At 51.4% G+C, this 24,599-nt stretch carries 14 protein-coding genes and 2 tRNA genes; 6 read left to right on the forward strand and 10 right to left on the reverse strand.

Annotated elements, in window-relative coordinates:
• Nucleotides 1-2: 2 nt before the first annotated feature.
• Nucleotides 3-1,355, reverse strand: coding sequence for a M43 family zinc metalloprotease (locus GK091_RS12700; protein ID WP_164038304.1), 1,353 nt, complete (start codon nt 1,353-1,355; stop codon nt 3-5).
• A complete protein-coding gene (locus tag GK091_RS12705) occupies nt 1,336-2,301 on the reverse strand; it encodes a PhoH family protein (protein WP_164038308.1) in 966 nt (321 codons plus the stop codon). Before GK091_RS12705 ends, GK091_RS12700 begins: the two co-directional genes overlap by 20 nt.
• Before the next feature lie 360 nt (nt 2,302-2,661).
• Between GK091_RS12705 and dnaB the strand changes: the two genes are divergently transcribed.
• Nucleotides 2,662-5,286, forward strand: a complete 2,625-nt coding sequence (gene dnaB, locus GK091_RS12710; protein WP_212592959.1) for a replicative DNA helicase — start codon at nt 2,662-2,664, stop codon at nt 5,284-5,286.
• Nucleotides 5,287-5,358: 72 nt separating this feature from the next.
• Here dnaB and rlmD read toward each other — a convergent pair whose 3' ends face one another.
• Complete coding sequence (gene rlmD, locus GK091_RS12715; protein ID WP_164038314.1) at nt 5,359-6,810, reverse strand: 23S rRNA (uracil(1939)-C(5))-methyltransferase RlmD; 1,452 nt, start codon at nt 6,808-6,810, stop codon at nt 5,359-5,361.
• 71 nt (nt 6,811-6,881) lie between these two features.
• On the opposite strand from rlmD, the gene GK091_RS12720 reads away from it, so the two are divergent.
• Both GK091_RS12720 and GK091_RS12725 read left to right on the forward strand, forming a co-directional pair.
• On the forward strand, nt 6,882-9,113 hold the full coding sequence (locus GK091_RS12720) for a gliding motility-associated C-terminal domain-containing protein (protein ID WP_164038319.1): 2,232 nt from the start codon (nt 6,882-6,884) through the stop codon (nt 9,111-9,113).
• 41 nt (nt 9,114-9,154) lie between these two features.
• Entirely contained in the window at nt 9,155-9,964 is an 810-nt protein-coding gene (locus GK091_RS12725; protein WP_164038323.1) for an SDR family oxidoreductase, read from the forward strand.
• A gap of 33 nt (nt 9,965-9,997) precedes the next feature.
• Here the strand turns inward: GK091_RS12725 and GK091_RS12730 are convergent, their stop codons facing one another.
• Nucleotides 9,998-10,723 (reverse strand): hypothetical protein, encoded by a 726-nt coding sequence (locus tag GK091_RS12730; RefSeq protein ID WP_170312651.1) that lies wholly within the window; start codon nt 10,721-10,723, stop codon nt 9,998-10,000.
• A 77-nt stretch (nt 10,724-10,800) separates the two neighbouring features.
• On the opposite strand from GK091_RS12730, the gene GK091_RS12735 reads away from it, so the two are divergent.
• Nucleotides 10,801-10,876, forward strand: a tRNA-Lys gene (locus GK091_RS12735).
• Between the two features lie 58 nt (nt 10,877-10,934).
• Here the strand turns inward: GK091_RS12735 and GK091_RS12740 are convergent.
• The gene (locus GK091_RS12740; protein WP_164038328.1) at nt 10,935-11,354 is read right to left on the reverse strand and encodes a DUF3127 domain-containing protein; all 420 of its coding nucleotides are present in this window, start codon (nt 11,352-11,354) and stop codon (nt 10,935-10,937) included.
• A gap of 150 nt (nt 11,355-11,504) precedes the next feature.
• Here GK091_RS12740 and GK091_RS12745 point away from each other — a divergent pair.
• Nucleotides 11,505-11,586, forward strand: a tRNA-Leu gene (locus GK091_RS12745).
• Nucleotides 11,587-12,048: 462 nt separating this feature from the next.
• Nucleotides 12,049-12,255: a hypothetical protein gene (locus GK091_RS12750; RefSeq protein ID WP_164038331.1), complete on the forward strand. Its 207-nt coding sequence runs from the start codon at nt 12,049-12,051 to the stop codon at nt 12,253-12,255.
• 85 nt (nt 12,256-12,340) lie between these two features.
• Here the strand turns inward: GK091_RS12750 and GK091_RS12755 are convergent, their stop codons facing one another.
• The 5 genes from GK091_RS12755 to GK091_RS12775 are packed head-to-tail and all read right to left on the reverse strand — an operon-like array spanning nt 12,341 to nt 23,882.
• The gene (locus tag GK091_RS12755; protein WP_164038334.1) at nt 12,341-14,350 is read right to left on the reverse strand and encodes an SGNH/GDSL hydrolase family protein; all 2,010 of its coding nucleotides are present in this window, start codon (nt 14,348-14,350) and stop codon (nt 12,341-12,343) included.
• 40 nt (nt 14,351-14,390) lie between these two features.
• Complete coding sequence (locus GK091_RS12760; protein ID WP_164038337.1) at nt 14,391-16,619, reverse strand: hypothetical protein; 2,229 nt, start codon at nt 16,617-16,619, stop codon at nt 14,391-14,393.
• Nucleotides 16,620-16,628: 9 nt separating this feature from the next.
• A complete protein-coding gene (locus GK091_RS12765) occupies nt 16,629-18,509 on the reverse strand; it encodes a hypothetical protein (protein WP_164038340.1) in 1,881 nt (626 codons plus the stop codon).
• 1 nt (nt 18,510) lies between these two features.
• Nucleotides 18,511-22,695 (reverse strand): putative Ig domain-containing protein, encoded by a 4,185-nt coding sequence (locus GK091_RS12770; protein ID WP_164038342.1) that lies wholly within the window; start codon nt 22,693-22,695, stop codon nt 18,511-18,513.
• Nucleotides 22,680-23,882, reverse strand: a complete 1,203-nt coding sequence (locus GK091_RS12775) for a hypothetical protein (RefSeq protein ID WP_164038345.1) — start codon at nt 23,880-23,882, stop codon at nt 22,680-22,682. The genes GK091_RS12770 and GK091_RS12775 overlap by 16 nt, the downstream gene beginning before the upstream one ends.
• Nucleotides 23,883-24,599: the final 717 nt, after the last annotated feature.

Consider the following 24,599-nt stretch of genomic DNA (forward strand, 5'->3'; position numbering starts at 1 on the left):
CGTTATTGCACCAGCAGGCGCGCACTGGACGTTTCATTACCCGTTTTTACCCGCACAATGTACACACCAGTCGGTAGCCCATTCGTGGAAACCGTAACGCGGGTGCTGGGCGCATCGGTATAGCTCATGGTACGCAGCTGCCGACCGCTCATATCGAACAGCTCCACCGAAAACGACTGAAACCCTTTCAGTTGTACATCAACCGTAGGACTGGACGAAGCCGGGTTTGGATAGACTGTGAGCGTCAGCTGTTCCGTTTCAGGTAAAGCCGCCACAGATCGGATCAGTTTTGCCCGCCGTGGACTGAACTGGAGCACAGCCCGCATCCGATCGACCTGCCCCTTCGTGAAAAGGTTCATGCAGGCATCGGGCGAGTAATCCATATAATCTTCGGTCAGGTCGCGCGTCTGCACCCCGTTCACGCAAGTCGAGTACGTGGTTCGGCACTGCGTTGTCTGATTGGGGGCTTTGGTCGGGGGTGTATCTGCCACGTAATCTTCGGCACACCCATCGCCGTCGCCCCAGGTATGGATCAGGCCGAGCCAGTGCCCGATTTCGTGAGTGGCGGTCCGTCCCAGCGAATACGATGCGCTGGTTACGGTTCCGATTCTCCGGCCGAAATACCGGTAATCGATCATCGATCCATCCACGAACTCGTTGGTATCACCGGGCAGTCCTTTCAGGGTATCAGCCGCCGTGGGAAACTGCGTATAGCCGAGGTAATTGTTTTGTAGGGAAGTCACCCAGATATTCAGGTAGCGGTCGCTGGGCCAGTAAACGATCTGGGACAGCAAGACATCATCGGTAAAAATATCGAACGATGTTTTCTGTGGGTAGTAGTGACGGGTGATACCGCTCGTTGGCTGGCCGTTCGGATCGGTCGTAGCCAGGAAAAACTCGATTTTTGCGTCCGCGCCAAGGCTGCTGGTATTGAATCCATTCGTACCTTCCTTCCGGCGGTAATCTTCATTCAGCACCTGAATCTCCGACGCGATCTGCTCATCGGAAATATTGGCGTTGTTGCTTCCCCCCACGGCGTTCGAGGCATTGTTGTGTACGACATGAACCACAACGGGGATGCGGTAAACGGTTTCATCGGCAGCCTGACGCGACTTGCCGGTGGTTCGGGCCTCGTTGATCCGGCGGTTCAGTTCGTTGATATCCCGGAGCCGGTTTGGATTACGGACCTGTAGGACCATTTTTTCGTAATCGCTCGTTCCACATCGCTTCAGCGTCGTTTCGTCAACCGTCTGAGCCTGCGCGGCCGACAGCAGCAAACAGACAAAAGAACCGGCCAGCCAAAGCCAGTCGGTTCTTCGTTTCGTCTTGATCAGGCTATTGCCCTGCGTCTTCATAAGCTGTAATAATTTCACGCACGAGCCGGTGCCGCACCACATCGCGCCCGTCGAGTTCTACGAACGCGATTCCTTTAATCGATTTCAAAATAGCAACCGACTCAACCAGACCCGATTTTTGCCGGTTCGGCAAGTCGATCTGCGACCGGTCGCCGGTAATGATGGCCTTCGACGACGGCCCCATCCGGGTCAGGAACATCTTCATCTGCATAGGCGTCGTGTTCTGGGCCTCATCGAGCAGAATAAACGCGTTATTCAGTGTTCGGCCACGCATGTAAGCCAATGGCGCAATCTCAATAATGCGATTTTCGTCGTAGAACTTCAGCTTTTCAGCCGGAATCATATCATCGAGTGCGTCATAGATCGGACGCAGATACGGATCTATTTTTTCCTTCAGATCACCCGGCAGAAAGCCCAGATTCTCCCCGGCTTCAACAGCGGGACGGGTAATAATGATTTTCTTAACTTCCTTATTTTTCAGCGCCCGAACCGCAATGGCGACCGCGGTGTAGGTTTTACCCGTACCGGCGGGGCCGATGGCAAAGACCAGATCATGCTTCTCGGCGGCTTCAACCAGTCGTTTCTGGTTGTCGGTTTTGGCGCGGACGACCACGCCCCGGTTGCCGTATACGAGCACTTCATCGTCATCGGGCAGCACGGGCGGTGCTCCCCCACTACTTCCAAGAGGCTGTCCACTATGACTGATGTAGTTCTGCACGTTCTCCTGCGTAATTTTGCCGTACTTCTGGTAATGGTCCATCAGGGAATCCAGGATATCACTGATGCGGGTGATCTCGGGCGTCGTGCCTTTGATGCGGATTTCGTTACCGCGTGAAATAATTTTGCTCATCGGGAACGCAGCGGCCACTTCTTTAATGTTGTGGTTCTCTACACCCAGAAAGTCGATGAGCGAGACATTGTCGAGGGTGATGACTTTTTCGACCAAATGATAAATAGCGTTTAAAATGTGATTCCGAAAAGTAAGCGATTTCTCTTCTTCTACAACACATTTTTCGGAAAAATTATTCGCGTACCTGCATTTCTTATACGGGTTAGCCAATGGATAAAAACGGCTGGCTTTGTGTAAAGAAATTGCTACCTTGCTGACATACAGGCATCTGCTGGTTTTTGGTGGATGTACGCCAAAATACACTTCTTTGGCTGCTTAAAAAAAGATATATTTTTTCGACGTGATAGTACCAACATTACCAGAATGTTACGGGCAAATAATGGCAGGTATAGACTATACGACAACTACGCGGGGCTTGCCTTATGCAGGGATGAATGCGTAAACTTGCAGTAAGAGATGGAAAATAACGCACGCCCTAACCAACACCTTCGCAAACCCTCCACGTTTGCCGGGGGCCGTCAGCAAGCCGGTAATCAATGGCTCGATACCGGGCTTGGTAAACTGCCACCCCAGGCGCTCGATCTGGAGGAAGCCGTGTTAGGGGCCCTGATGATCGAAAAGGATGCGCTCTCGTCGGTCGTTGATATCCTCAAACCAGAAACGTTCTACAAAGAGGCCCACCAGCGCATTTACAACGCCATTCTGACGCTGTTCGGTAACTCCGATCCAATTGACCTGCTGACGGTTACGCAGCAACTGCGTAAAACGGGCGAGATCGAACTGGTCGGTGGCGGTGGCTTCGTTTCGGAGCTTACCTTCCGGGTCAATTCGGCGGCCAATATTGAGTACCACGCCCGGGTTATCTCCGAGCAGGCGCTGAAACGGGCGCTGATCTCCATGTCGTCCACGATTCTGCGCGATGCCTACGAGGACACGACCGACGTGTTCGAACTCCTCGACCGCACCGAGCAATCGCTCTTCAAGATTTCGGAATCGAACATCAAGAAGAACTACGCCGACATGAGCACGATCGTTCGGATGGCGCTGAACGAACTGGAAACCAAGAAAAATCAGGAAGGGCTCACCGGCGTACCTTCCGGCTTCACCAACCTCGACCGGGTAACCTCGGGCTGGCAACCAACCGAATTGATCATCCTGGCAGCCAGGCCAGCGATGGGAAAATGTCTGGGTAAAGGCACGAAAGTGCTCATGTTTGACGGTTCACTGCGAAAAGTTGAGGATGTTTGTGAGGGCGACCTGCTCATGGGCGACGACTCGACACCCCGCCGGGTTCTCAGTATTGCCCGAGGTCAGGAACGAATGTATTGGGTCAAACAAAATAAAGGCATCAACTACCGTGTTAACGAAAGCCACATTCTTTCGCTCAAGCGGTCGCGTAACGAAGGCTCACATACAAAAGGGGACGTTCTGAACATCACGGTCCGCGATTATTTAACTAAGTCGAGCAAGTTCAAGACGAACTACAAAGGCTATAAAGTTGCCGTAAACTTCCCGGAGAAAAACGTCTCACTAGACCCCTACTTTGTTGGTTTATGGCTGGGTGATGGTCATTCATACAGTTCCCGCATTACGAATACCGACGCCGAAGTCATCGATTACCTGCAAGGATACGCCGATGATCTTGGCCTGAAGATGGTCACGTACCAACAGGCCAACCGGGTCGCCAATTACGCGATCACATCAGGAAAACGTGGTGGTGCTCAATCGGGGAAACGACCTGACGTCTTCAATGTTCAGGAACAGTTGCGGGGTTTATCGGTCATTGAGAACAAGCACATTCCACGTTCGTATTTGATTAATTCGACTGAAAACCGGCTAAAACTGCTGGCTGGCCTCATTGACAGCGATGGCCATTATCAGGAAGAATTTAATTGCTACGAGATTACGCAGAAAAATAAGGAACTGTCGGAACAACTCAAGTTCCTCTGCGATACGCTCGGATTCCGTTGTTCGCTCAACGAGAAACAGGCATCTATTGCTCGAACGGGCTACGTCTCGACCGTTTATCGGCTTAGGATTTTCGGTAATCTCGATTCGATTCCGGTGCGTATCGAACGAAAAAAAGCCCGTCCACTTAAAGCGCGTGCCAATTGGCGGGTCACCGGTATTGAAGTCGAATACGACAAAGTTGACGACTACTACGGCTTTTCGATTGACGGAAACCGGCTGTTCTTGCTCGAAGACATGACCGTGACGCACAACACGGCATTTGTGGTGTCGGCGCTTCGGAATGCGGCTGTCGATCACGGAAAACCCGTTGCTATTTTCTCGCTGGAGATGTCGTCGGTGCAGTTGGTCAACCGGCTTATTTCGGCGGAAGCGGAGATCGACTCCGAAAAAATCAGGAAAGGCACGCTGGCTCCGCACGAATGGACCCAGTTACACCATAAAATTCAACGGCTTACCGAAGCCCCAATTTTCATCGATGATACCCCGGCCCTGTCCATTCTGGAGCTACGGGCCAAATGTCGGCGGCTGAAAGCGCAGCACGACATTCAGATGGTCGTCATCGATTACCTTCAACTGATGTCGGGCGATACGTCGGGCAAAGGGGGGGGTAACCGCGAACAGGAAATTGCCTCGATTTCGCGGGCGTTGAAAAACCTGGCCAAGGAGCTGAACGTGCCGGTCATCGCGCTGTCGCAGTTGAGCCGGGCCGTTGAAACGCGCGGTGGCGACAAAAAACCACAGCTGTCCGATCTTCGTGAATCGGGATCGATCGAGCAGGACGCCGACATGGTTTGCTTCCTCTATCGTCCTGAATACTACAACATTACGCAGGATGAGAACGGCAATTCTACCGCGGGTATCGGTGAGGTAATCATCGCCAAAAACCGGAGTGGTGCGCTCGATACGATCCAACTCCGGTTTATCAATAAATTCACTAAATTCTGCGATCTGGATTCGTATTTCGAACCCGTACAAACCCAAGGATTTAGTCCCGAAACCAACGGGCTGAGCAGCTTCGACGCCCCCCCAGTAGGGAATGTGTTCAAGAGTAAAGCGAACGACCGATCGAATTTCGGCAACGCCGATCCAAATCAGGAAACGCCGTTTTAACGTAACGTGGACCTCCGGTCCGCATAGACAAACGTATAACGAATACAAGTCTATGCGGACCGGAGGTCCACGTTACTTCTTCACCAGCAGCACGACATTCTCGACGTGGTGGGTATGCGGGAACATATCCACGGGCTGAACGTCGGCCACCCGGTACCCTTCATCCAGAATACCCAGATCACGAGCCTGCGTAGCCGTGTTGCAGCTGACATAAACGATTCGTTCGGGAGCAGCCTTGAGTAGCTGACGCGTTACGGCTTCGTCCATGCCCGCGCGGGGTGGATCGGTGATGACAACATCCGGACGACCATGCTGATCAAAAAAGCCATCGGTTAGAATGTCGCGCATGTCACCCGCCACGAACGTCGTGTTGGTGATCCCATTCACCTCCGCATTGACCCGGGCATCGGCCACGGATGCTTCGACGTATTCGACGCCAACCACGTGCTTTGCCCGACGCGCGACAAACAGCGCAATGGTTCCCGTTCCGGTATAGAGATCATAGACCCGTTCCCGACCGGTAAGTCCCGCCCAATCGCGGGCTACCTTGTACAGGTTGTAGGCCTGCTGCGCGTTGGTCTGGTAAAATGATTTGGGACCGACCCGGAAGGTAAGCGGCTCCCCGTCGGGATTACTCCCATCATCCATCAGCTCCTCGATGTAGGGCTTTCCCGACCAGTTGAGGACGTCCTGGTCCTGGTAGCTGTCGTTTTTCTTGGTGTTGATAATGTAGTTCAGCGACGTGATCTGCGGGAACGTCGTTTGCAGGTACGTCAGCAAGCCAGCCAGCCTTTCCGGCTCATCCTTGGCTACCTGCACCGTCACCATGAGCTGCCCCGACGACGCGGTTCGGATGATGAGTGTCCGCAAAAAACCCGTGTGCACTTTCAGGTTATAGAGCGTCATGTCATGCTGAAACGCGTACTCGGCAACGGCCAGCCGAATGGCATTCGACGGATCGGGCTGAAGGTAGCAATGCCGGATAGGCAGCACTTTATCGAACCGGCCCGGCACGTGAAAACCAACGGCACGGGGATCGATATAGCCATCGTTACCCGCTTCGGCGTGGGTAATCCATCGCCCTTCGGCGCAGGTAAATTCGAGTTTATTCCGGTAGTACTGCGTGGGTTCTGCCGCCATGATCGGGCGAATAGTGGGCAAGTCCACTTTACCGATACGCGTTAAGTGATCGACAACCTGCTGGTGTTTGAAGCGCAGCTGTTCATCATACTGGATATGCTGCCATTTACAGCCTCCACAGGTGCCAAAATGGGCACAAAACGGCTTGGCTCTAACCGTCGAAAACTCGTGGATGCGCTCGGCAACGGCTTCCCGGTACTGCTTCTTCCGATTCGTAACCCGCAGATCAACAACATCGCCGGGAGCCACGCCCGGTCCACCCGTCGGGTTTTCGACAAATATTACCCCCTCTTCGGTCCGTACGATACATTTACCCTCGGCTGCAACGGCTTCGACTAAAACCGCGTACAACCGTTCGGGTGCTTTATGACTCTTTCTACGCATAAGTGTCCCAAAAAACCGCTAATTTAAGCATCCGTTTCCGGACGGTCTTACTTACCTAACGTATTCCTTTTATGGTGCATGTTTACCGTAGACGCTTGTTGATCGTAGGCATAGTCAGTTTACTGCTGATTATCAGTGGCGTTGTCCGTGCTACGCACATTGTTGGGGGCGAACTGGAACTACGGTATCTCGGTCCGCAGAGTGCGTATTCGCACCGCATCAATTTAAATTTATATTTCGACGCGATCAATGGCGATCCGGGGGCCGATGATGGTCGTGTCTCGGTGGGTATCTTTTCGAAACGGACCAACCAGCTGATCGGCTACGTGCCGCTCAACCGGATCAGTAGTGAATCTATTCCGTACACAAACTCGGCCTGCCAGACGGTCAACCTGAGTACCCGGCTCATTCGCCACAGTCTGGATGTCAATCTGGACCCGAACGTCTTCAACGACGCGGCCGGATACTATATGTCCTGGGAACGATGCTGCCGCAACAGTAACATCATCAATCTACAGGCACCGGGCGATGCAGGGTCAACGTTCTACCTGGAATTCCCAGCCCTGTCGACCCAAAATTCATCGCCGGTTTTTACTATTCCCAAAGGCGATTACGCATGCATTGGCCAGCCCTTTAGCCTCGATTTCAGTGCGAAAGACGCGGACGGTGACAGCCTGACGTATACCCTGGTAACCCCCTATAATGGCTTCAGCAACCGGGCCGCACCCAATCCCGGCGCAATCAACAATAACAATCCGGTCTTTTTTTCCGGCCCCTACCCGCCCGTTACGTGGATCAATGGCATTTCGGTCGCCAACGAAATTCCGGGGACGCAGCCGCTTCAGGTCAACGCCCGCACCGGCCTGCTGAGCGTAACCCCCAACCGGGCGGGCCTGCACGTTTTTTCGGTTCAGGTCGATGAATACCGCAAAGGCGTCCGGGTCGGGCGGGTTCGGCGCGACTACCAGGCGCTCGTCGTCGACTGCCCCAAAAACGACCCGCCGAAGCTCCTCTTTCGTCCCGAAGGGCAATCCAAGTTCTACACGCAGGGAACCGTATTGACCATTGCGGAGAAAGACACCAACTGCCTCGATCTGTACGTGACCGACCCCAACCCCAACCAACGCATCCGGATCGTCAACATGAGCGGGTCACTTCCTGGCCTGACACTGGCCCCCGGCGATCTGTTTACCCGCAGTACGACCGATACGTTACGGACGAAATTCTGCTTTGGCCGGTGTGTGGGTAATGGACAGCCGTTTACCTTACTGATTCGGGCCACCGATGAAGGCTGTCCACAAGGGCTTAGCGACACGATCAGCATTCGGCTCAACATCATCCCCTCACCCAACAATAAACCGGCAGCGAGCACGAATTTAGCCAATAACAAAGGCACGGTGACCATTGGCTCTTCGCTAACGTTTACCGCGTTTGGCAACGACATCGATAACGACAACATCTCGATTCAGGCCGTTGGACGTGGTTTCTCGCTGGCGCAGGCCGGGATGTCGTTCGGGTCGGCCACCGGCATCGGCAAAGTCGCCCAGCCCTTTACCTGGAAACCGGTCTGCTCCGACGCGACCCGATCCGGCTATGTGGTCGATTTCATCGTCACGGATACCCGCTGTAACGGCAATCTGCGCGATACCGTCACCGTCAATCTGGCAGCCGTCGGCCTACCCAGCCAGCCGCCGAGCATACGAACGACGTTACCGCAACCGGTTGTCGAGATGACCGTTGGCCCGAACGATACCGTAGGCAGCACCTTCACTGTCATTGGCAACGATCCGGACCGCGATACCATCCGCCTGACAGCCGTTGGCCGGGGTTTTGACTATGTTGCTACTGGCATGAGTTTCACAAACAAAACAGGCCCCGTCGCATTGCAGTCACCCTTTGCGTGGAAACCGACCTGTGAACTCATGGCGGGACGGTCGGAGGCTACCTTCGTGATCGACTTCATCGCCGATGACCGATCCTGTCAGCCGAAACATACCGACACCACAACCGTCACCTTCCACGTAAAGTCCCTCCCGGTTACGGCTGATATTCAGGTACCGAACGTTTTCACGCCAAATGGGGATGGCTATAACGATTATTTTGCCGTGAGGGATCTGCCCGAAAACGCGTGCGCCGAGCAGTTTAAATCCGTCAACATCACGAATCGCTACGGACGAACGGTGTTCACCTCCACCGACCCCAACTTCCGCTGGAACGGCACCAGCGATCCGGCCGGAACGTACTATTACCTCATCCAAACCACCGCCCGGACGTTCAAAGGGCCATTAACGCTCATTCGGTAAACGCGGGTAAGCCGAATTAGCTTATCTTCGCCCGTACGATTATGAAGGATAAAGTAGTTCTCATTACGGGCGCGTCGTCGGGCATTGGCCGGGCGCTCGCGTTTGCGTTTGGCCGCGAAGGGGCCAACATTGTTATTTGTGCGCGTAAACCCGATGCGCTTCAAGCCGTTAGCACTGAGCTACAACAGGCAGGTATCACCGTATTGTCGCTCCTTGCCGATGTCAGTAAGGAGGCCGATGTGAAGCAACTCATCGAGCAGACCATCACCCGCTTCGGTAAGCTGGACATACTCATCAATAACGCGGGGATCAGTATGCGCTCCATGCTGGTAGACACCGATCCGGCGGTTATCCAGAAAGTGATGGATATCAACTTTATGGGTACGGTTTACGCTACCCGGTACGCGCTTCCCTACATCCAGCAGACCAAAGGGTCTATCGTTGGCATATCGTCCATCGCCGGTTACCGGGGGTTGCCGGTACGCAGTGGGTATTCGGCGTCGAAATTTGCGATGAACGGCTTTCTGGAAGCGGTACGAACCGAATTGTTACACTCCGGGGTTCACGTGCTGACGGCTTGTCCCGGCTTTACCGCGTCGAACATTCGTTTTTCCGCCCTCGACGCGCATGGTCAGTCAAAGGGAGAAACCATGCGCGACGAAGGTACCATGATGAGTGCCGAAGAGTGCGCGGACCATATTCTCCGGGCGGTCAAATCCCGGAAACGGGAACTCATTCTGACCACGCAGGGCAAGCTCACCGTTTTTATGAACAAGTGGCTTCCCGCGCTGGCCGACAAACTGGTCTTCAATACACTGGCAAAAGAGAAGGATTCACCCCTTAAGAAGTGACCATAGGACAGGCCGAACCTAGCCGCTAACCCGTCAGATTACCCAGACATTATCACGTCGGATGTAGTATAACTCGTTGTGCCAGAACACGCGCAGGTAAATATCGTTGCTCCCGATGATGTTCACCTTATGCCCGCGTCCAATAACTTCCGCCACGGGTGCCGCAGCGGATGGGTCCGTACGGAGAAACACCCGGTCGGAACTGGTAATCCCTGATTGAACCCCTTCGGGCAGGTTTACAAACAACAGCAGGCCAATCAGGTAGAACAGCAAGACCCATTTTTGCCGGGTAGGTACCCCCTCCTTTCGGACCAGTTTGACGATCAGCACACCAAACGCGTAGCCCGCCGGAATCAGCAGAAACAAGAGAAAATAAATACCGTATTTTTTATAGAACAGGTAAAAATAATTGAGATCGTCCGTCTCGTACCCATTCAGGTTGTTAGCCCTAGCGACTTCGTTCATCCGGTGCAGAACGGTATCGTCGGGGTGTCGATCAAAATAAACCTGTAGGTAGTACAGCAGGCGCGGCACGTCATTCTGGCGTTCATACGCGCTTGCCAGTTTCAGCAACATGCCATCCGTTGGCGACTGTCCCTCCGCGATTGCCGTTTCATACAGTCTGGCAGCATCAGCCTGATCGCCAGTAGCAAAGAGCGAATCGGCCCGATGAATTGGGTCAGGCTGACTGGCCATTGCGGACAGACTCGCGCCTGCCAGACAAAAAAATAGGCTTATTTTAAGGAGTAGGGCTTGCATCGAACGAAATAAGGCTATAATTTTGCACTGCGTTTCGGAAAAACGGTTATCGTTGTTATCGATCGCCCACCAATTACGATTTGGTAGCTCAGCTGGTAGAGCAATACACTTTTAATGTATGGGTCCTGGGTTCGAATCCCAGCCGAATCACCAAAAAGGGAGAAAGGAATCCGTTCCTTTCTCCCTTTTCGTTTATCAGTGCCCGTCAGGATCAGAAAGGCAGGTCATTGCTTTCATCATCGAACGTTGTGTTGAAGGGCATAGCGGCTGGCTGGCTTTGAGCCGCCGGACGTGACGACTGCGGGGCCGGGTTCGAACGCGCGGGGGCCGGAGCGGCACTGCTACCTTCTCCTCCGTCGGCTATCTCGATCCGGAACGCCCGAAGTTCCGTATACCAGCGGTCATTATACTCCCGTGATTCGGCGCTAAACGTTGCCTTCAGCGTATCGCCGTCAGCAAACTGTTTCAGGTCATTTGCTTTTTCACCCCAGGCGGTCATGCACACTTTTTTAGGGTATTGGCTATCAAGTGTTTCGATAACGAAATCCTGCTTGTTCCACGCACCATTCTTGCCTTGTCCCGTCACCTCTGGCAATACTTTTATGAGTTTTCCTACTAATTCGAGCGCCATACTAGTTAATCTTTAAACGTTATTTAGAGGAATAAAAGTACAAAATTTCGTCCAGTTGACGGCCTGTTTTGCCTAAAATTCAAAAAGAAAAGCCGGATAATTTGCATCAAAATGACCAAACAGCTATGTTTGCACCCGCAATCAGGAAATGGCCACGTGGTGAAATTGGTAGACACGCCATCTTGAGGGGGTGGTGCTGCAAGGCTTGGGAGTTCGAATCTCCCCGTGGTCACGAATACATTTATATAATCCGCTGTTTAACAATTAGTTACGGCGGATTTTCCGTTTTTATGCTGAAACATAGCTGAAACAATCTATATGTCGCTATGATAATTCACGAGTCCCAGCAAATTCACAAACGTTTTTTTGAGGCCATCTATGAGCTCATAAAACGCAAGACAATACGGGGTAAGCGCACCTTTGTTAAACGGTACAGCCTCAACCTGGGTAATTTCTATTTACTGGAGCATGATTCCGACATGTTATTTCAACCAGCTTACCTGACATGGTTGGTGAGGGATTACGGAATTTCATCCCAGTGGCTGCTAACTGGTGATGGACCAATGTTTCAAGTAGATAAGCAAGCTTTATTAACTGTAAACAAAAAAGGCTAACACTTTTATACTAAAGGTCCAGAGATCAACTTTTCACTTACCTATTTACCTTTGAGACTTAATTAAATATAATAGTAGTTATGGAAGAATATAAAACAGGTTATGCCATCACCAGCAATCAGGCTGGTACTTTCTTTTATCTTGACTTGGATCGGGATGAGGCAATTGAACAATTTCAAAAAGAGGTTGAAGTAATACCGCAGGAGTATCGACGAGGTAGAATACAAGAGTTTACTTATAGAAATAAGTTTTCAATTGATTCCAGTAATAGGGTACACGGCATATAAGAATACATAGCATCTGATAAAGAAAGCCCAGACTGAGTAGCCTGGGCTTTGCTGCATTTTTAAACAACAAACTAATGAATTATCGTTAGAGCAGACCAGCTATTACTTTACGCATGTAGTAGTCCGCTAATTTTGCTTTACCCGTATCGTTTGGATGAAGGCCATCCCGCAAATAACGTCCATTCCCATTGGCGACCTCGAACTGGCGGGAAATGCCCGACTCGACATCGGCATGGATCACGATAACACAGTAGTTGATGGCCATTTTGATGATGGCATCTTTAATGGTTTTCTGAACGTCGATTGTCACGCTGGCCCGTTGTAGCGGTAAGGCATGGAATACCTTTGCGTTGGGCCATTGGGTTGTAATTTTCCAATAAGCATAGCGTAGGGCTTCATACAATTTGGATCGATCAAGGCTGGCCAGATCCGTTTTACCCATTGCCGTATCGTAATCACCGGTATTGGTAATGATCAGATCATTGGTGCCAATAAAGAGCGTGATCACGTCCGGCTGCCAGTTATTGGCAATAGCATAATCAATCTGTCCACTTAATCGCTGACGAGGTGAAATGGTCAGACCTGGGGTGTCCGGATCATCCTTGATGCGCGCACCTGACATAGCGGCATGATAGATATTACCCCAGTACGGTTTACGAATGTAGGTAGGCCATTCAGCCGAATAGCCTCCACCCTCTGGATATACCGTAGCGATCGAATCACCCAGAATCAGCAACTTCAGTCCATTTAGATCATGCCAGTACGGGGCAATGGGCATACCATTAATGCCCTCAACCTGCTGGATGTAATCCATGTACGCCGTAGCCGTTTCGCCTCGCTCTACCTGATAGCTTGCGGGTATATTTCCCTCACCAGAATTTTTAATGGTGAAAATTATGTACGAACAGCCGACCGGCGTGGTCACGGTAGTATTGACACTATTTGCCAGAATCGCACCGCCCAGGTTGTTATGATTGGCATCCTCAAACCGTACGGCTTTCAGGTTTCCGTGACCACTGAAGGTAATCTTCTCATTAGGGTTTACGGGCATATAACCCGATATCCAGTATCCAGGCGAATTGAAAAACTGTCCGCTCGTCGAACTGGCATCGATTGATTTATTTAACTGAAAGTCGGTAGCGGCCCGATTGAACATGTTTCGGGAAACAACCTTGTTGTAGGTTGGTAACATTTCAGAAACGGCCTGACGGTTCACCAGCGAGGTTGGTTCACTACCGGCAACCAGCATCACCCCCTGATCAGCCATGTATTTAGCGGCTAGTGGCAATCCAACGGCCTGCTCGACCGCAGCTTTAAAGGTATCGTAGGCAGTCGCAACAGTTCCTTTCTCGACCTGATAATTGGCGGGAATCGACGGTTCACCATTCGCTTTGCACGTATAAACAATAAAGTAGCAGTTGGCGGGTGTGGTGATGGTCGTAGTGGTATTGTTGGGAATAACCAGACCACCGAGATTGCCATGGCTGGCGCTCTCAAACCGTACCGCTTTGAAGGCACCCATATTCGAAAACGTGTACTGCTCACCGGGCAAAACAGCCATGTAATCCGAAAGGGCATAGCCAGTCGATGTCAGAATGTTGCCACTGGGACCGGTCGCGTCAATAGCTTTACCCTGCTGAATATTGACTGAATTCCGATCGAACAGATTTCTCGAATAAAACTTGACCGGAAACCGTTTCCCGATCTCAAGCTGGGTTTCCTTTCGGTTCATGATGGCCGCATCGGTGCCACCGACCGTGCTGATCTCAGCCCCAGCACTAATAATGAACGGGCTCCGGTACCAGATACCGCCAATTTTCTTAATTCGGTCACCGATACCAAATGCCTGACCAGATGGGAAATTGGCACCGGCAAAGGTGCTCACCCCAGCTACGGTAACTGTGTAATACCCACCAGCCACCACCGCTGACGCATTGTTGGTTAGTACTGGTGAATTGGTCTGTGCGTTCCACGGCCCCAGGTCTTTACCTTCCTGAATCGTTTCAACGGCTCCTAATGCTAAATTCTTTGCGTCAACGGCCTGATCTTTCAGATCATTGATACCAAAATCTCCTACCCCTGCTAGTAAGCTCATAACTGAAATTTTATAAAGTGTATGGTTGATTGAGAAATGATTAGTTGGGAAATGGATCCGTGTTTTCCGTGTTCATCCAGTCGATTGTCATCGATTCACCATCCTGGTAAGTTTTGCCACCGACGTAGTAATGGGGGTTGATCACGAACCGGCTGATAATGCCCGTCCATTTGGGTAGACCGGCAAAATCCACTACGGCCGTGTGCCACTGGCCATCACCGATAACAGCGAATTTGACCCGCTGTCCGTCCTGGTCAGCCCCGCCGTTCGCGTACCTGACAGCTTCTTCGGCGCCATACTTTTTACCCGCTGCGTTATAGACTACATCGGTATTGTTCGGCAGCTGGCGGTTACGCTGGAACTTCAGTTCCATTTCCGTTTCACGTCCACTGTACTTATAGCGGATGTAGAGTTTATTAAACTGATTGGTGTACCAGATACCCCCCGGCGAGGTCATCGACGCGCTATAATCGCCCCCCCCAGAAAAGTACACTTTCCAGCCTGCGCGGGCATTACCTGTGTAGCCATCGTCCCAGGTGTGTTTCTCGTTTTCGTTATCCCCGGCATTGAAAATCCAGCCTTCTCTGCCGGCTCTATTGAATTTGAACCTTGGAGTCGATGCAGGCCGGTAGGGATTGCTATAAGCTTCTTGACGGATTTCAGAAACGGTCCCCACGACCAGTTTGACCCGGTGCCGCCAACGAATATTAAAATCCAGTACCTCCTGCGGATTCCAGCCGATGTAGCCCCAACTACCCCCACTGTTTGGATTGATCATATCGGCCCCACCGTCACCAGCGTAACCGTAACTGGTCATTATGTTATCATACAGAATCAAACCGATTCCGTAGCCGTTTTCTCCGATGTTGGCAATCCAGTTCTCGGTCGGAAAAACGTTCCCGTCTCGCATGCCGTTGAGTCCCTTATTGAGACCATTACCGCCTGGACCCGTATTGACTGGCGCAATGATTTCGGTTAATCCGCCATTGGTATAAGGGCTGGGACCGTCGTACCAGACGAACTTGCGACCGCCCGGTACATACAGACAGGGTGCCTCCTGCGCTTTGTCGATCGCTCTGGAAAAAGCAGCTCTGTTGAACGTGGTCTGGTAATGGAGCGACAGCGTTTTGCCCGACACCTCACCCCATTTTTCCATCAACACCTCATTACCCAGATACACGCGATTCTGACCATACGCCATTGGGCCCATAGCCGTATAAAATCCATTGGTGCTCTTGCCAAATTTCAGCAGCCGCCCGGTATTATTGAAGTCATCGCCCAGTTCGAAAGGATTGTAGCCCAGACCCGGATCAGTACCAACCGGCTGCGTGATATTGGGTGCCGTTGTTACGCCTGTTTCCCCCGTCGCATAATAAGGTTTGGGAGACTCATACACGCACTCCCCTAAACCCTGCCCGGTTCCTAGAAAGTCTGGTGTACGGTTTCGGTCCGGACTGCCATTATCGTCACCGATATAGCGGTTTGGTACGTTTACCAAAACATGGTCTGGATTGGCTGACTGCTTATTTTTTATCTGATAGATTCCACCCCCTAAACCCGGTTGCGTGGCACCCTGCAACTGATTACGCAGGGCCAGCGACACGTAGATATTGGAGTTCTCAAAAACTGGAAACTTGTTCGATTGGTCCGCGTCAGCATAAGGCGTATAGTCGAAATCGTCCCCCCGGTAGGCGTACACACCCGTTGAGGGCGTTACTGTTGTCTGGGTTTGGCAGCCCGTCACGGTCAGCGTCGCCACGGCGGTTTTCGATGTGCATCCCGCCTTGCTGACTGTGGCCACGTACTGAAACGCACCGTTGGTTGACGAGGCAACTGCCAAAATATCACCGGCTATCGTTTGTCCACCCGGACCCGTCCAGGTGTAGGCTAACCCTGTAGCAGCCGTACCAGATGCGGTCGTGGTAAGCAATACGGTTTCACTACAGCCGACCGATGGCGAGTTGACCGCAATCTGATAGTCACAGCTGACAACGGTACTACAGTTTGGTTTCTGCGCTGGGGGAATAGTACCCTTCGGGATGATACAGCCTTCGTCGGTGACTAAGCGCCATTCGCCTTTATAGACTGCATCACGAAATATAGCTCTTGCATTATCGCCACGTCCATAATAGTCTTTAGGTACATCAGGAGCGGTTACGGTGTAGGAACCCAGACTAGATGAAATGATCGCTTTGGGCTTCGCTACGTTTTGCCCGAAGCCTGGTAGTGCCAGACAGAGTAGAACAAGTAAATTGAGTACGTTTTTCATCTGTGAGGATTAGTTTAGATTAAGCCGACCGCCGTAACCGGGAACGGTCGTGGTGATCGTTTGGGTAGCCTCATAGACTTGCCCTGTATCGCCTGAGCTAATAGCAAATTCGTAGACATGCACGGATGGTCCGGTAAGTTTGACCCGCATCACATTGCCATTAAGAGCCCCCGGCAAACGAATTCGATCAATGCGTGAGGCCGTCCAGTCCTGATTCATGCCCCCCTCAACGTAGACCTGCCAGCCTGAACTAGTTGGTTTGTAACGCACGATGTAGGCTGGTTTCTGGGGCAGTCGCCCCCCGTCTGCCTGAAACCCAAAGGCATCACTGCCGTTGTAATTCAGCCAGCTGCCCGTTTCCAGCAACTGTACGTCAGGATCCTGAACCAGTGTTGAACCGGCGTAGAATCGTTCGAGTGGCTGCATATCATTGCGCGCCTGAAAAATGGCGGTGATGGTATGCAGGTGGTGATTATAGATGCCGTGGCTACTGGGTAGCTTGGCCTGACCGGGTGCGTTGAACAAATGGTACCCTGATCCGGGCGTTGACCCCTCTAAAAAGCGATGAACCACATAAGCGCCATAGGTCAGATAAGGCGCTAACCAGACTTTTGGCGTGTAACTAAAGCCATCGACGGGCACCCCCTGAACCTCCGCGAAGGGCATGAACGCGCCAACCTCGACACCATCCGTCGTGTAAAAATTGCCTTCATAGAAAGGCTCCTGCATCCTGACTGAACCCCGATCGGTCTGGCCAGGTACGTTTTGCATCTTCCACTTATTGGCCTGCCAGTGCCCTTTTTCGCTGGCTACGATATGATAAGGGAGCTGTTTGGACCAGATGTAAGGGAGCGTTTGGGTGCCGGGATTTTTGGCAATGAAAATGCTCTGGTAATCACTACTATTCAGGGTCGATGAGAAATAGTAGTAGTAATCCAGCATTGAATTTTCGTACCCGTAGACATTTTTATTAATGCCTGTGTACGTCCGGCCATTCAGTGTTATGGTGCCGGTTGCGTCATTGCCACCGATAAAGGTAAGCCTGGGAGTCCCCTCGATAAATACGCTTTTGTTGCCGATATCACCGATTCGGGGTTCCCCCTGTTTCATCGACGAGCCATAGGCAAAATAGGTATTACGCGCGCGAAAGATCGTCGCCATAATCGCGTTCCGGTTTGCCCGTCGCACCGTCATCTCAATGTCCCATAGCCCCGATGAATACAGTTGACCCAGCGTTCGCGTTACCCCGTCTGATTCGCATTTGATCGATCGATTCTGGGCAACCTGCCAGGAGTCGTACCCGTGACCCGTCTGCTGGACGTACCGCCATTGATTCCACTCCGTCGAGGTTTCGATGTTCGGCACCGCATAAAAATAACCACTTGGTATGGAGCTATTATACTGCGCTTCGAGCTGTTCTATCGTACTCTCATAGTACTTTGCCCCCTCGTACTGACCATGCAATGACCCCTCAAACCCGTAATAAATTTTCTGGTTCTGGGGCAGCGCATTATACTCATCCTGATTGGGTTGCACATGGGATGAAAACATGGATACCCCCTGCGCCTTTCTGGTCGGTACGTTATCCAGATTGCCATTGAATTCAATCGAAAAGAAGTAGTTGGGATCGAAGTATTTGCCCGTCCCAAACTGCGCGGTATTGAACGTCGCTTTGGCTTCAGTCGTGTAGGTGTTAAGCCGCTGAATTGCCTTTTTCGAGCGGGTAACATCCGCAGGCAGCCGCGCAACACGCACAGCTTTACCCTCAAAATCAATCCGGTAAACCAGCGTATCAGTTCCTACCACCGATTGGCGGTAGGTGAACTGAGCCGTGGCCGTGGTCTGAACAAAGCTGCTGATCAGCAGCAATAAACCGAGTAGCTTTTTCATATTAGATTGGTCCACCATCGTTACCCGATGATGAGGTATAGAATTTGACATCTTTTTCGCCCTGTGGATCGCTTGCCCCCGGATCAGGTGTCGGTGGTACGATCGGATCTTCAGTCCATTCCGTTGGGTCATCGCTCACCGTGATTGGTATGGTGACGCTACGAACGACAGTGATCATGAAGGCACTCACGACCGACAGATTGCCGGAATCTGTCGCTTTGGCCTCGACCGAATAGCTGCCAGCCCCAACCGAAGAAGCAATAACAAATCGACGCAAAGCCGCGGTGAAGGTGATACCCGCAGGCAGAGCAGCACCAGATAGACCGGTACCCGATATGGTCAGTACATCGCCTGGATCATTGAAGGTGTTCGCTGGCACATCATAGGTCAGCTCACCGATGCCCGTCAGCGTCTGGTTCAGAATCGGTACCGCTACGGCCGGTGGTACATTGACCACGCTGCGGTTAATGGTCAGAATGAACAGACTGGCTGTTGATTGACCCAGCGTATCGGTTGCGATAACTTTCAAGGCCAGACTACCTGAGCGTACTGTTTCCGCGATATCAAGCGTCAGTGAGTCCGGATTGTAGGTAATACCCGCTGGCAGACCCGTACCGATCAGTAGCACCACATCAAAGAGCATGGCGTCAACGTCAGTGAACGTATTGGCCGCTGGAACGGTGATGGTACGAGCGCCTACCCCAGCAATGACCTGCGTAGGGAACGGCGTGGTAATGATTGGGGGTGGATTGAGCGATGGTCGGTTGAGCACCAGTGTAAAATTGCCGGTCACGGACTGATTCGCGCTGTCAGTTACCTTAACCGCAATGGGAATGGTACCATTAATCGCTGAATCATCGAAAATCAGTCGTCGATCACCCCCGTCGAAGGTGATCCCATCCGGCAGATTGCTGGTGATATAAAAGCTCAGGGTATCACCAACATCGACGAAAATACCGGCGGGTATCTGCCACGATTTAGTGGCCCGGTCGCTGATGGTAACGTCAGGAATGGTACCAACTCGCGTGGGTGCCGGATTTGCAACTGCTGGCACAAATGGCGGTCCTGATTCGCCCCAGTTGTTGTCCTGAATGGATTTGATGTACCAGAAGTTGTTGGAGAAAACCAACGTCAGAACACCCCCACCGGGCAAATTCCAGTTGTTTGACCCGCGCAGGATATCCAGCAATAATAGCGCGGAGCTCGTATCATTACAGTTAATGATCGTGACCTCTTTGCCATTTTTTAGGGGTGAACCAGGTGGACTAAATCGAATGCCGGCCGAATTCCCCTGCGGGTATATCTCGATCAGATCATACGCGGATGGATCAATTGACCGGGTCAGATCAGTTAGCGTTTCACCGTAGTACCGGCGTCCGTTGATCAGGGCTTCACCGAGTTGGGAAATGCCATCCTGCGCATAAATGGCCCAGTTTTTACCGCCATTTGCCGCTTCAAAATAGCCAGCGATATTACCCAACTGTCCTGTTTCGGTAGCAATGAAGTGCCCGGCTGCCTTGATGGGTATATTGCTGGAAAACACGAACGCCCCAAGCCTACCCTCCGTACGGTGCGGATTGGTCGAGGAACGAACGATCAGGAAAGCAGATCCGTCGTTATTGATCAGCCCCGTATTCGAAATAGTCCATTTGGCGATCTGGCCTGAACTAGCTACCATTGAGCCATCGGCATTGACCCGAAAAGGAGCCGTATTCCGATCCGGATAGGGTTTACCTGCATACATGCGAACAAACCCGTCTGCGGTTGTATTACTGCCAGCCAGACCCGCCTGACCAACGTTATTTTCGTTGGTTAGCTCGATCCGTTTACGCGCGAAGACTTCACCCGCCTGCGTTACTCGAAAGGCCGCAGTTTGCCGCTTGTTTTTGGTTGACCCGGCGTAGATACGAACGCTTGAATCATCAGTACCCTCACCGGTTATACCGGCTTTGATCGACCCACCTTCACCGCCCAGTTCAATACCTCCGGTCGTAACGATACCGGCATCAATGGTGGTTTTGGTTAGTGCCGAAATGGGTTTCACCGAACCGTCTGTTGCAACGAAGGTGATCTTACCACCGATTTCGCCCAGGTCCAGATCAAAGTAGGTAGTCCCATCGAACGACTGAATCCGACCCGTCTTGATGAACCGGCCGTTGATCGCCGTGGCGCCATACGTCAGGCTGATCCAGCGAACATTGACCGTTGCATCTTTTGAGTTGAGTACACCCACCAAAAAATGATAGTACGTAGCCGAATCATTGGGCTTGATCTGATCGGTCGAGAAAATCAGCGTTCCATCATTGTAGTTGGTCTTACTACATTTGGCGTAGATGTACCGGGCTGCATCATCCGGGATGGTAGTGGTCTGGGTGATGATCTGCCACGTCCGGATAGTTTCCTCGACCGTGTAATGGGTCAGATTACCAGCGTTCACCTTCACCACGTTGGGTTTTCCCTCGAAATTGGGCTCGATCACGCAGTTCATAGCGAACTGCTGAGACTTCGCACCCACGGCAATCATGTTGGTGGCAATCGAGTTCGGGCGAATGTTTCCATCCTTGAAATAATCGTCCGTGTCGAACACCATGTTCAGCATTTCCTGCATGGCCTGCCAGCCATAACGCGCCCTGGCCGGATCAGACAGATTATTCAGCTTGATCAGCGTGGTGATCGCTTTCTGATCACTCAGCATCTGCTCGATACGGGTGATCTCGTAGGTATCAGCGATGTCAACCGTGTACTTGTTGGGAGACAAGACATTCCGGGTGAACCCGGTTACCCGGCTGGCACCATCGATATTGAGTCCAGTATCTTTAATGCTCAGGTAATCACCCAGGCTAAAGAAATTGACGATCGAGCCGGTTCCCTGCTGACTGGCCAGATACTCTTCATCCAGCGTCAGGGAGTATTGAACGCGGGGTTTGGAATTCTCATTGAGGTATTCCTGTGCCTTAGCCCGTAGCTCATCCTCAGCCGCTGTGATGTAGCTGCTGGGCATGATCAGATCGACCAGTATGTAGGTATCCCCCGCTTTAGGCTGGAATGCCGTTGATGTTGGCGATGGCAGGACCATACTACGTTCATCCTGCGTAGTGATCAGGGTAAACGTTTTGGTAGTATGATCGTACTTGTTGATCTCGAACTCGTAGCCAGCCAGCCCCCCACTCTGAAAATGGATTTTCGGCGCAACACCCGGCAACAGATACGAATACTGTTTGACGGTTTTGCCGCCAACGGTCTGCGCTGGTCCGGATTCCAGATACAGATCGAATTCCAGACTCGTATCCGTCAGGGTGAAGGTCTTTCCATTGGCGGTGATGGCACCCACTGTGGATATCGTACCGGTGCGGTGTGGATAAATATCCTCCCAGATCTTGGTACCTTCGATCAGTCCGAATGCCGCCTTTGCGGACGCATTTTCAAGAAAGGAAAGGGTGTTGTCGAGCCGTAATCGAGTCGCAAAGTTGCGGTAACTGGACGGAATGTTTTTACTCCCTCCATAGGCATACAACCTAGATATCAGTGCTGCATTGTTCACTGATTCCCGGCTCAGATTATACAACCCTTTACCACGGCCGTACTCGTAGGTGTGCCCCAGAATCTGCCCAACCTTACCAAAGTTGATCGTTTGGGTGCCGGTACCATCCCGAACGATACTGAATTCAGTGTCGAACTCGGTACACAGCTTCTGAATGACAGCCAGCGAGTTCTCCGCGTTGAAGGACAGATTCAGCGTTGGCGTTCCCGGTGGAATGGTACCTAGTTTCCACGCCGTTGCGCCGTACACCCGTTTCAGGTTCGTTAGCAACACATTGGCGTAAAACCCTAGATCACCCGTTAGCGGAAAATCTGACCCGGTAGCGAAACCAGAGGCATCCTGATTGAGAAACAGAACGGGCAACAGACTATACTGCGGTCCCTCGAACGTCAGATCATACTTATACCGGCGGTCACCCTCCTTGTAGGACTTTGGTAGCCGGTTGAGCGTATACGTTGTACCGAATACCAGAATGCTGTCACGTATCGAAAAGTCGAGCGGTATCACGCTCTCAACGGTCATGTTGATCACATCCTCACTCAGTAGCTTGCAGGATTGCACGGCGCTGCTCACTGTGCGCGCAGGCTCCTGATTAAACAGCGGTAGATCAGGCTTACCGGGTCGTGTGACTACAATTTGCCCCATACAAGCAATGCGTTAGACGAAAAGTAGGTGATATCCTCAATGACACCCGATAGAATGATGTCATAGGATCCTGCGGTAGAATACGTGTGAGTCGCTGTGACTTTTGTACCAAATACGCCGTACGTATGGGTACCATCACCCCAGTGAATGGCGAGAACTTTGGTCGAGGTGACCGTGATCGTAGCGGTGCCGGGACCAACGAAATTCAGGACACGTTTGACCGGATCCGGCTCCATCAGAACCAGATCGAAGGTGCCGACCATGTTGGATTCCCTGAATTTCTTGTTGAGGTTGATCGAATTCTGTAGAATGACCTCATAGACCAGTGGTTTGGTCGAATGAGCATTTATTTTCAGCCGCTGCGTACCGGGTTTGGTGAACTGGGTAATGAACTGCTGAATACGCTCAATGAATTCATCAACGCCCTCATCGGACTTGATAAAGCATTTCAGGGTAATGATTCTGGCCCCGAAGCGTGGAGCACTCAAATCCATCACAACACCGTGATAATCCGGCCAGTCGAACGTTTGCGGATCTTTGAGCGGTAGGTTATCAAACAGCCCATCCGATGACGATACGTAGATGCCCCGATCCTTGAATTTGCTCCCGTTTATGAAGTATTCGACTTCCAGCAGCCCGACCGGCGACGGGTTTTCCGGCTGGATCAGATCGGACACCACGCCCGGATAGAGTGCAAATTCTTCGAGGTTTACAAAGCCCGAATAAGCCGGACCATCGTTGACAATACAGAAGCCGGTAGGGTTTCCCCAGTCAGCTGGAAACGTTTTATTGCCTACCAACCGACTGTTCAGATATACACTTACCTGCCCTTTTTCCGGCTCATCGAACTCCTGAATGATGACCAGATAGCTCCACCGCAGTAGCGAACTGTTCAGATCGATAAACAGAAACCGCTCGAAGCCTGCAAACTTGTACAACAGCCAGCTGGCCGATGGGCTGCCGTTGGGCTGGCCCAGTGCTTTTATCCAGATCGACATGGAAAAGCTGGCATTAAAGGGTACAATCTTGGGAATGATATCCGCATGACCGCCTTCCGTGAATGCTATCGCCTGGTTATCCAGCCGACCGGGTACGAATCCAGCCCCGGTCAGTTCAGCCGTTACCGGATTCGTACCAGTACCAACAGCCGTGCCGTTGAATGGAATTTTAACAATTGCTTTTTCCATGCTAACTAAGCGCAAAAGGTTTATCAACAATCCTCAGCAGGGCGCAGCCATTGCAAAAAAAAATCCGAATATTGGCGGCATTCAAAGCGATCATGTTGTTCAATTTCTTGTGTAGTTTTTTGTCTAAAATCTTGACTAAAAACCTTCCTGTATCAACCTAATAGACAGGGCAGTACGACTAAGGGAATCGCAAAAAAATCCCTAGATAAGTCATTAAATAAACCTCCCATTTTTCTTTTTAATGACTTAATTTTCAGGTACTTAATCAGGGTAAATATACTAAGCTATACTTATATTGTAAGTAGTTTGTAAATTTGGCAAGACATAAAAAGTTAAGGCATTCGGATTCACAAGTAGAGGTGAATCCGAATGCCTTAACTGATAATCAAAAAAACCAACTATCGTTTTATGAATAGACTATTAACTCCTAATAAAAAGAGCAAACAACGGCGCAATTTAAAAATCAAAGTGATGTATCAACGACTGATCGACAGGGGTCTAGCCGTAGGTGTCTGCCAGCAAAAAATTATGAAAAAATTTGACATACACTCAAGGACAACGGTTTGGCTAATAGTTAACAAAAACGACTAACTTAATTCGGATTATCAATATTAAATGGAGTTACGCAAGTGACAAAATACATGTATATACATTAAATATAGAAATAACGACGGATCTGCTTTCCTGATCGTTCGTTCCTCGACCAATCCGCACCGT

It is taken from the genome of Spirosoma agri, assembly GCF_010747415.1.
GTDB classification, from domain to species: Bacteria; Bacteroidota; Bacteroidia; order Cytophagales; family Spirosomataceae; genus Spirosoma; species Spirosoma agri.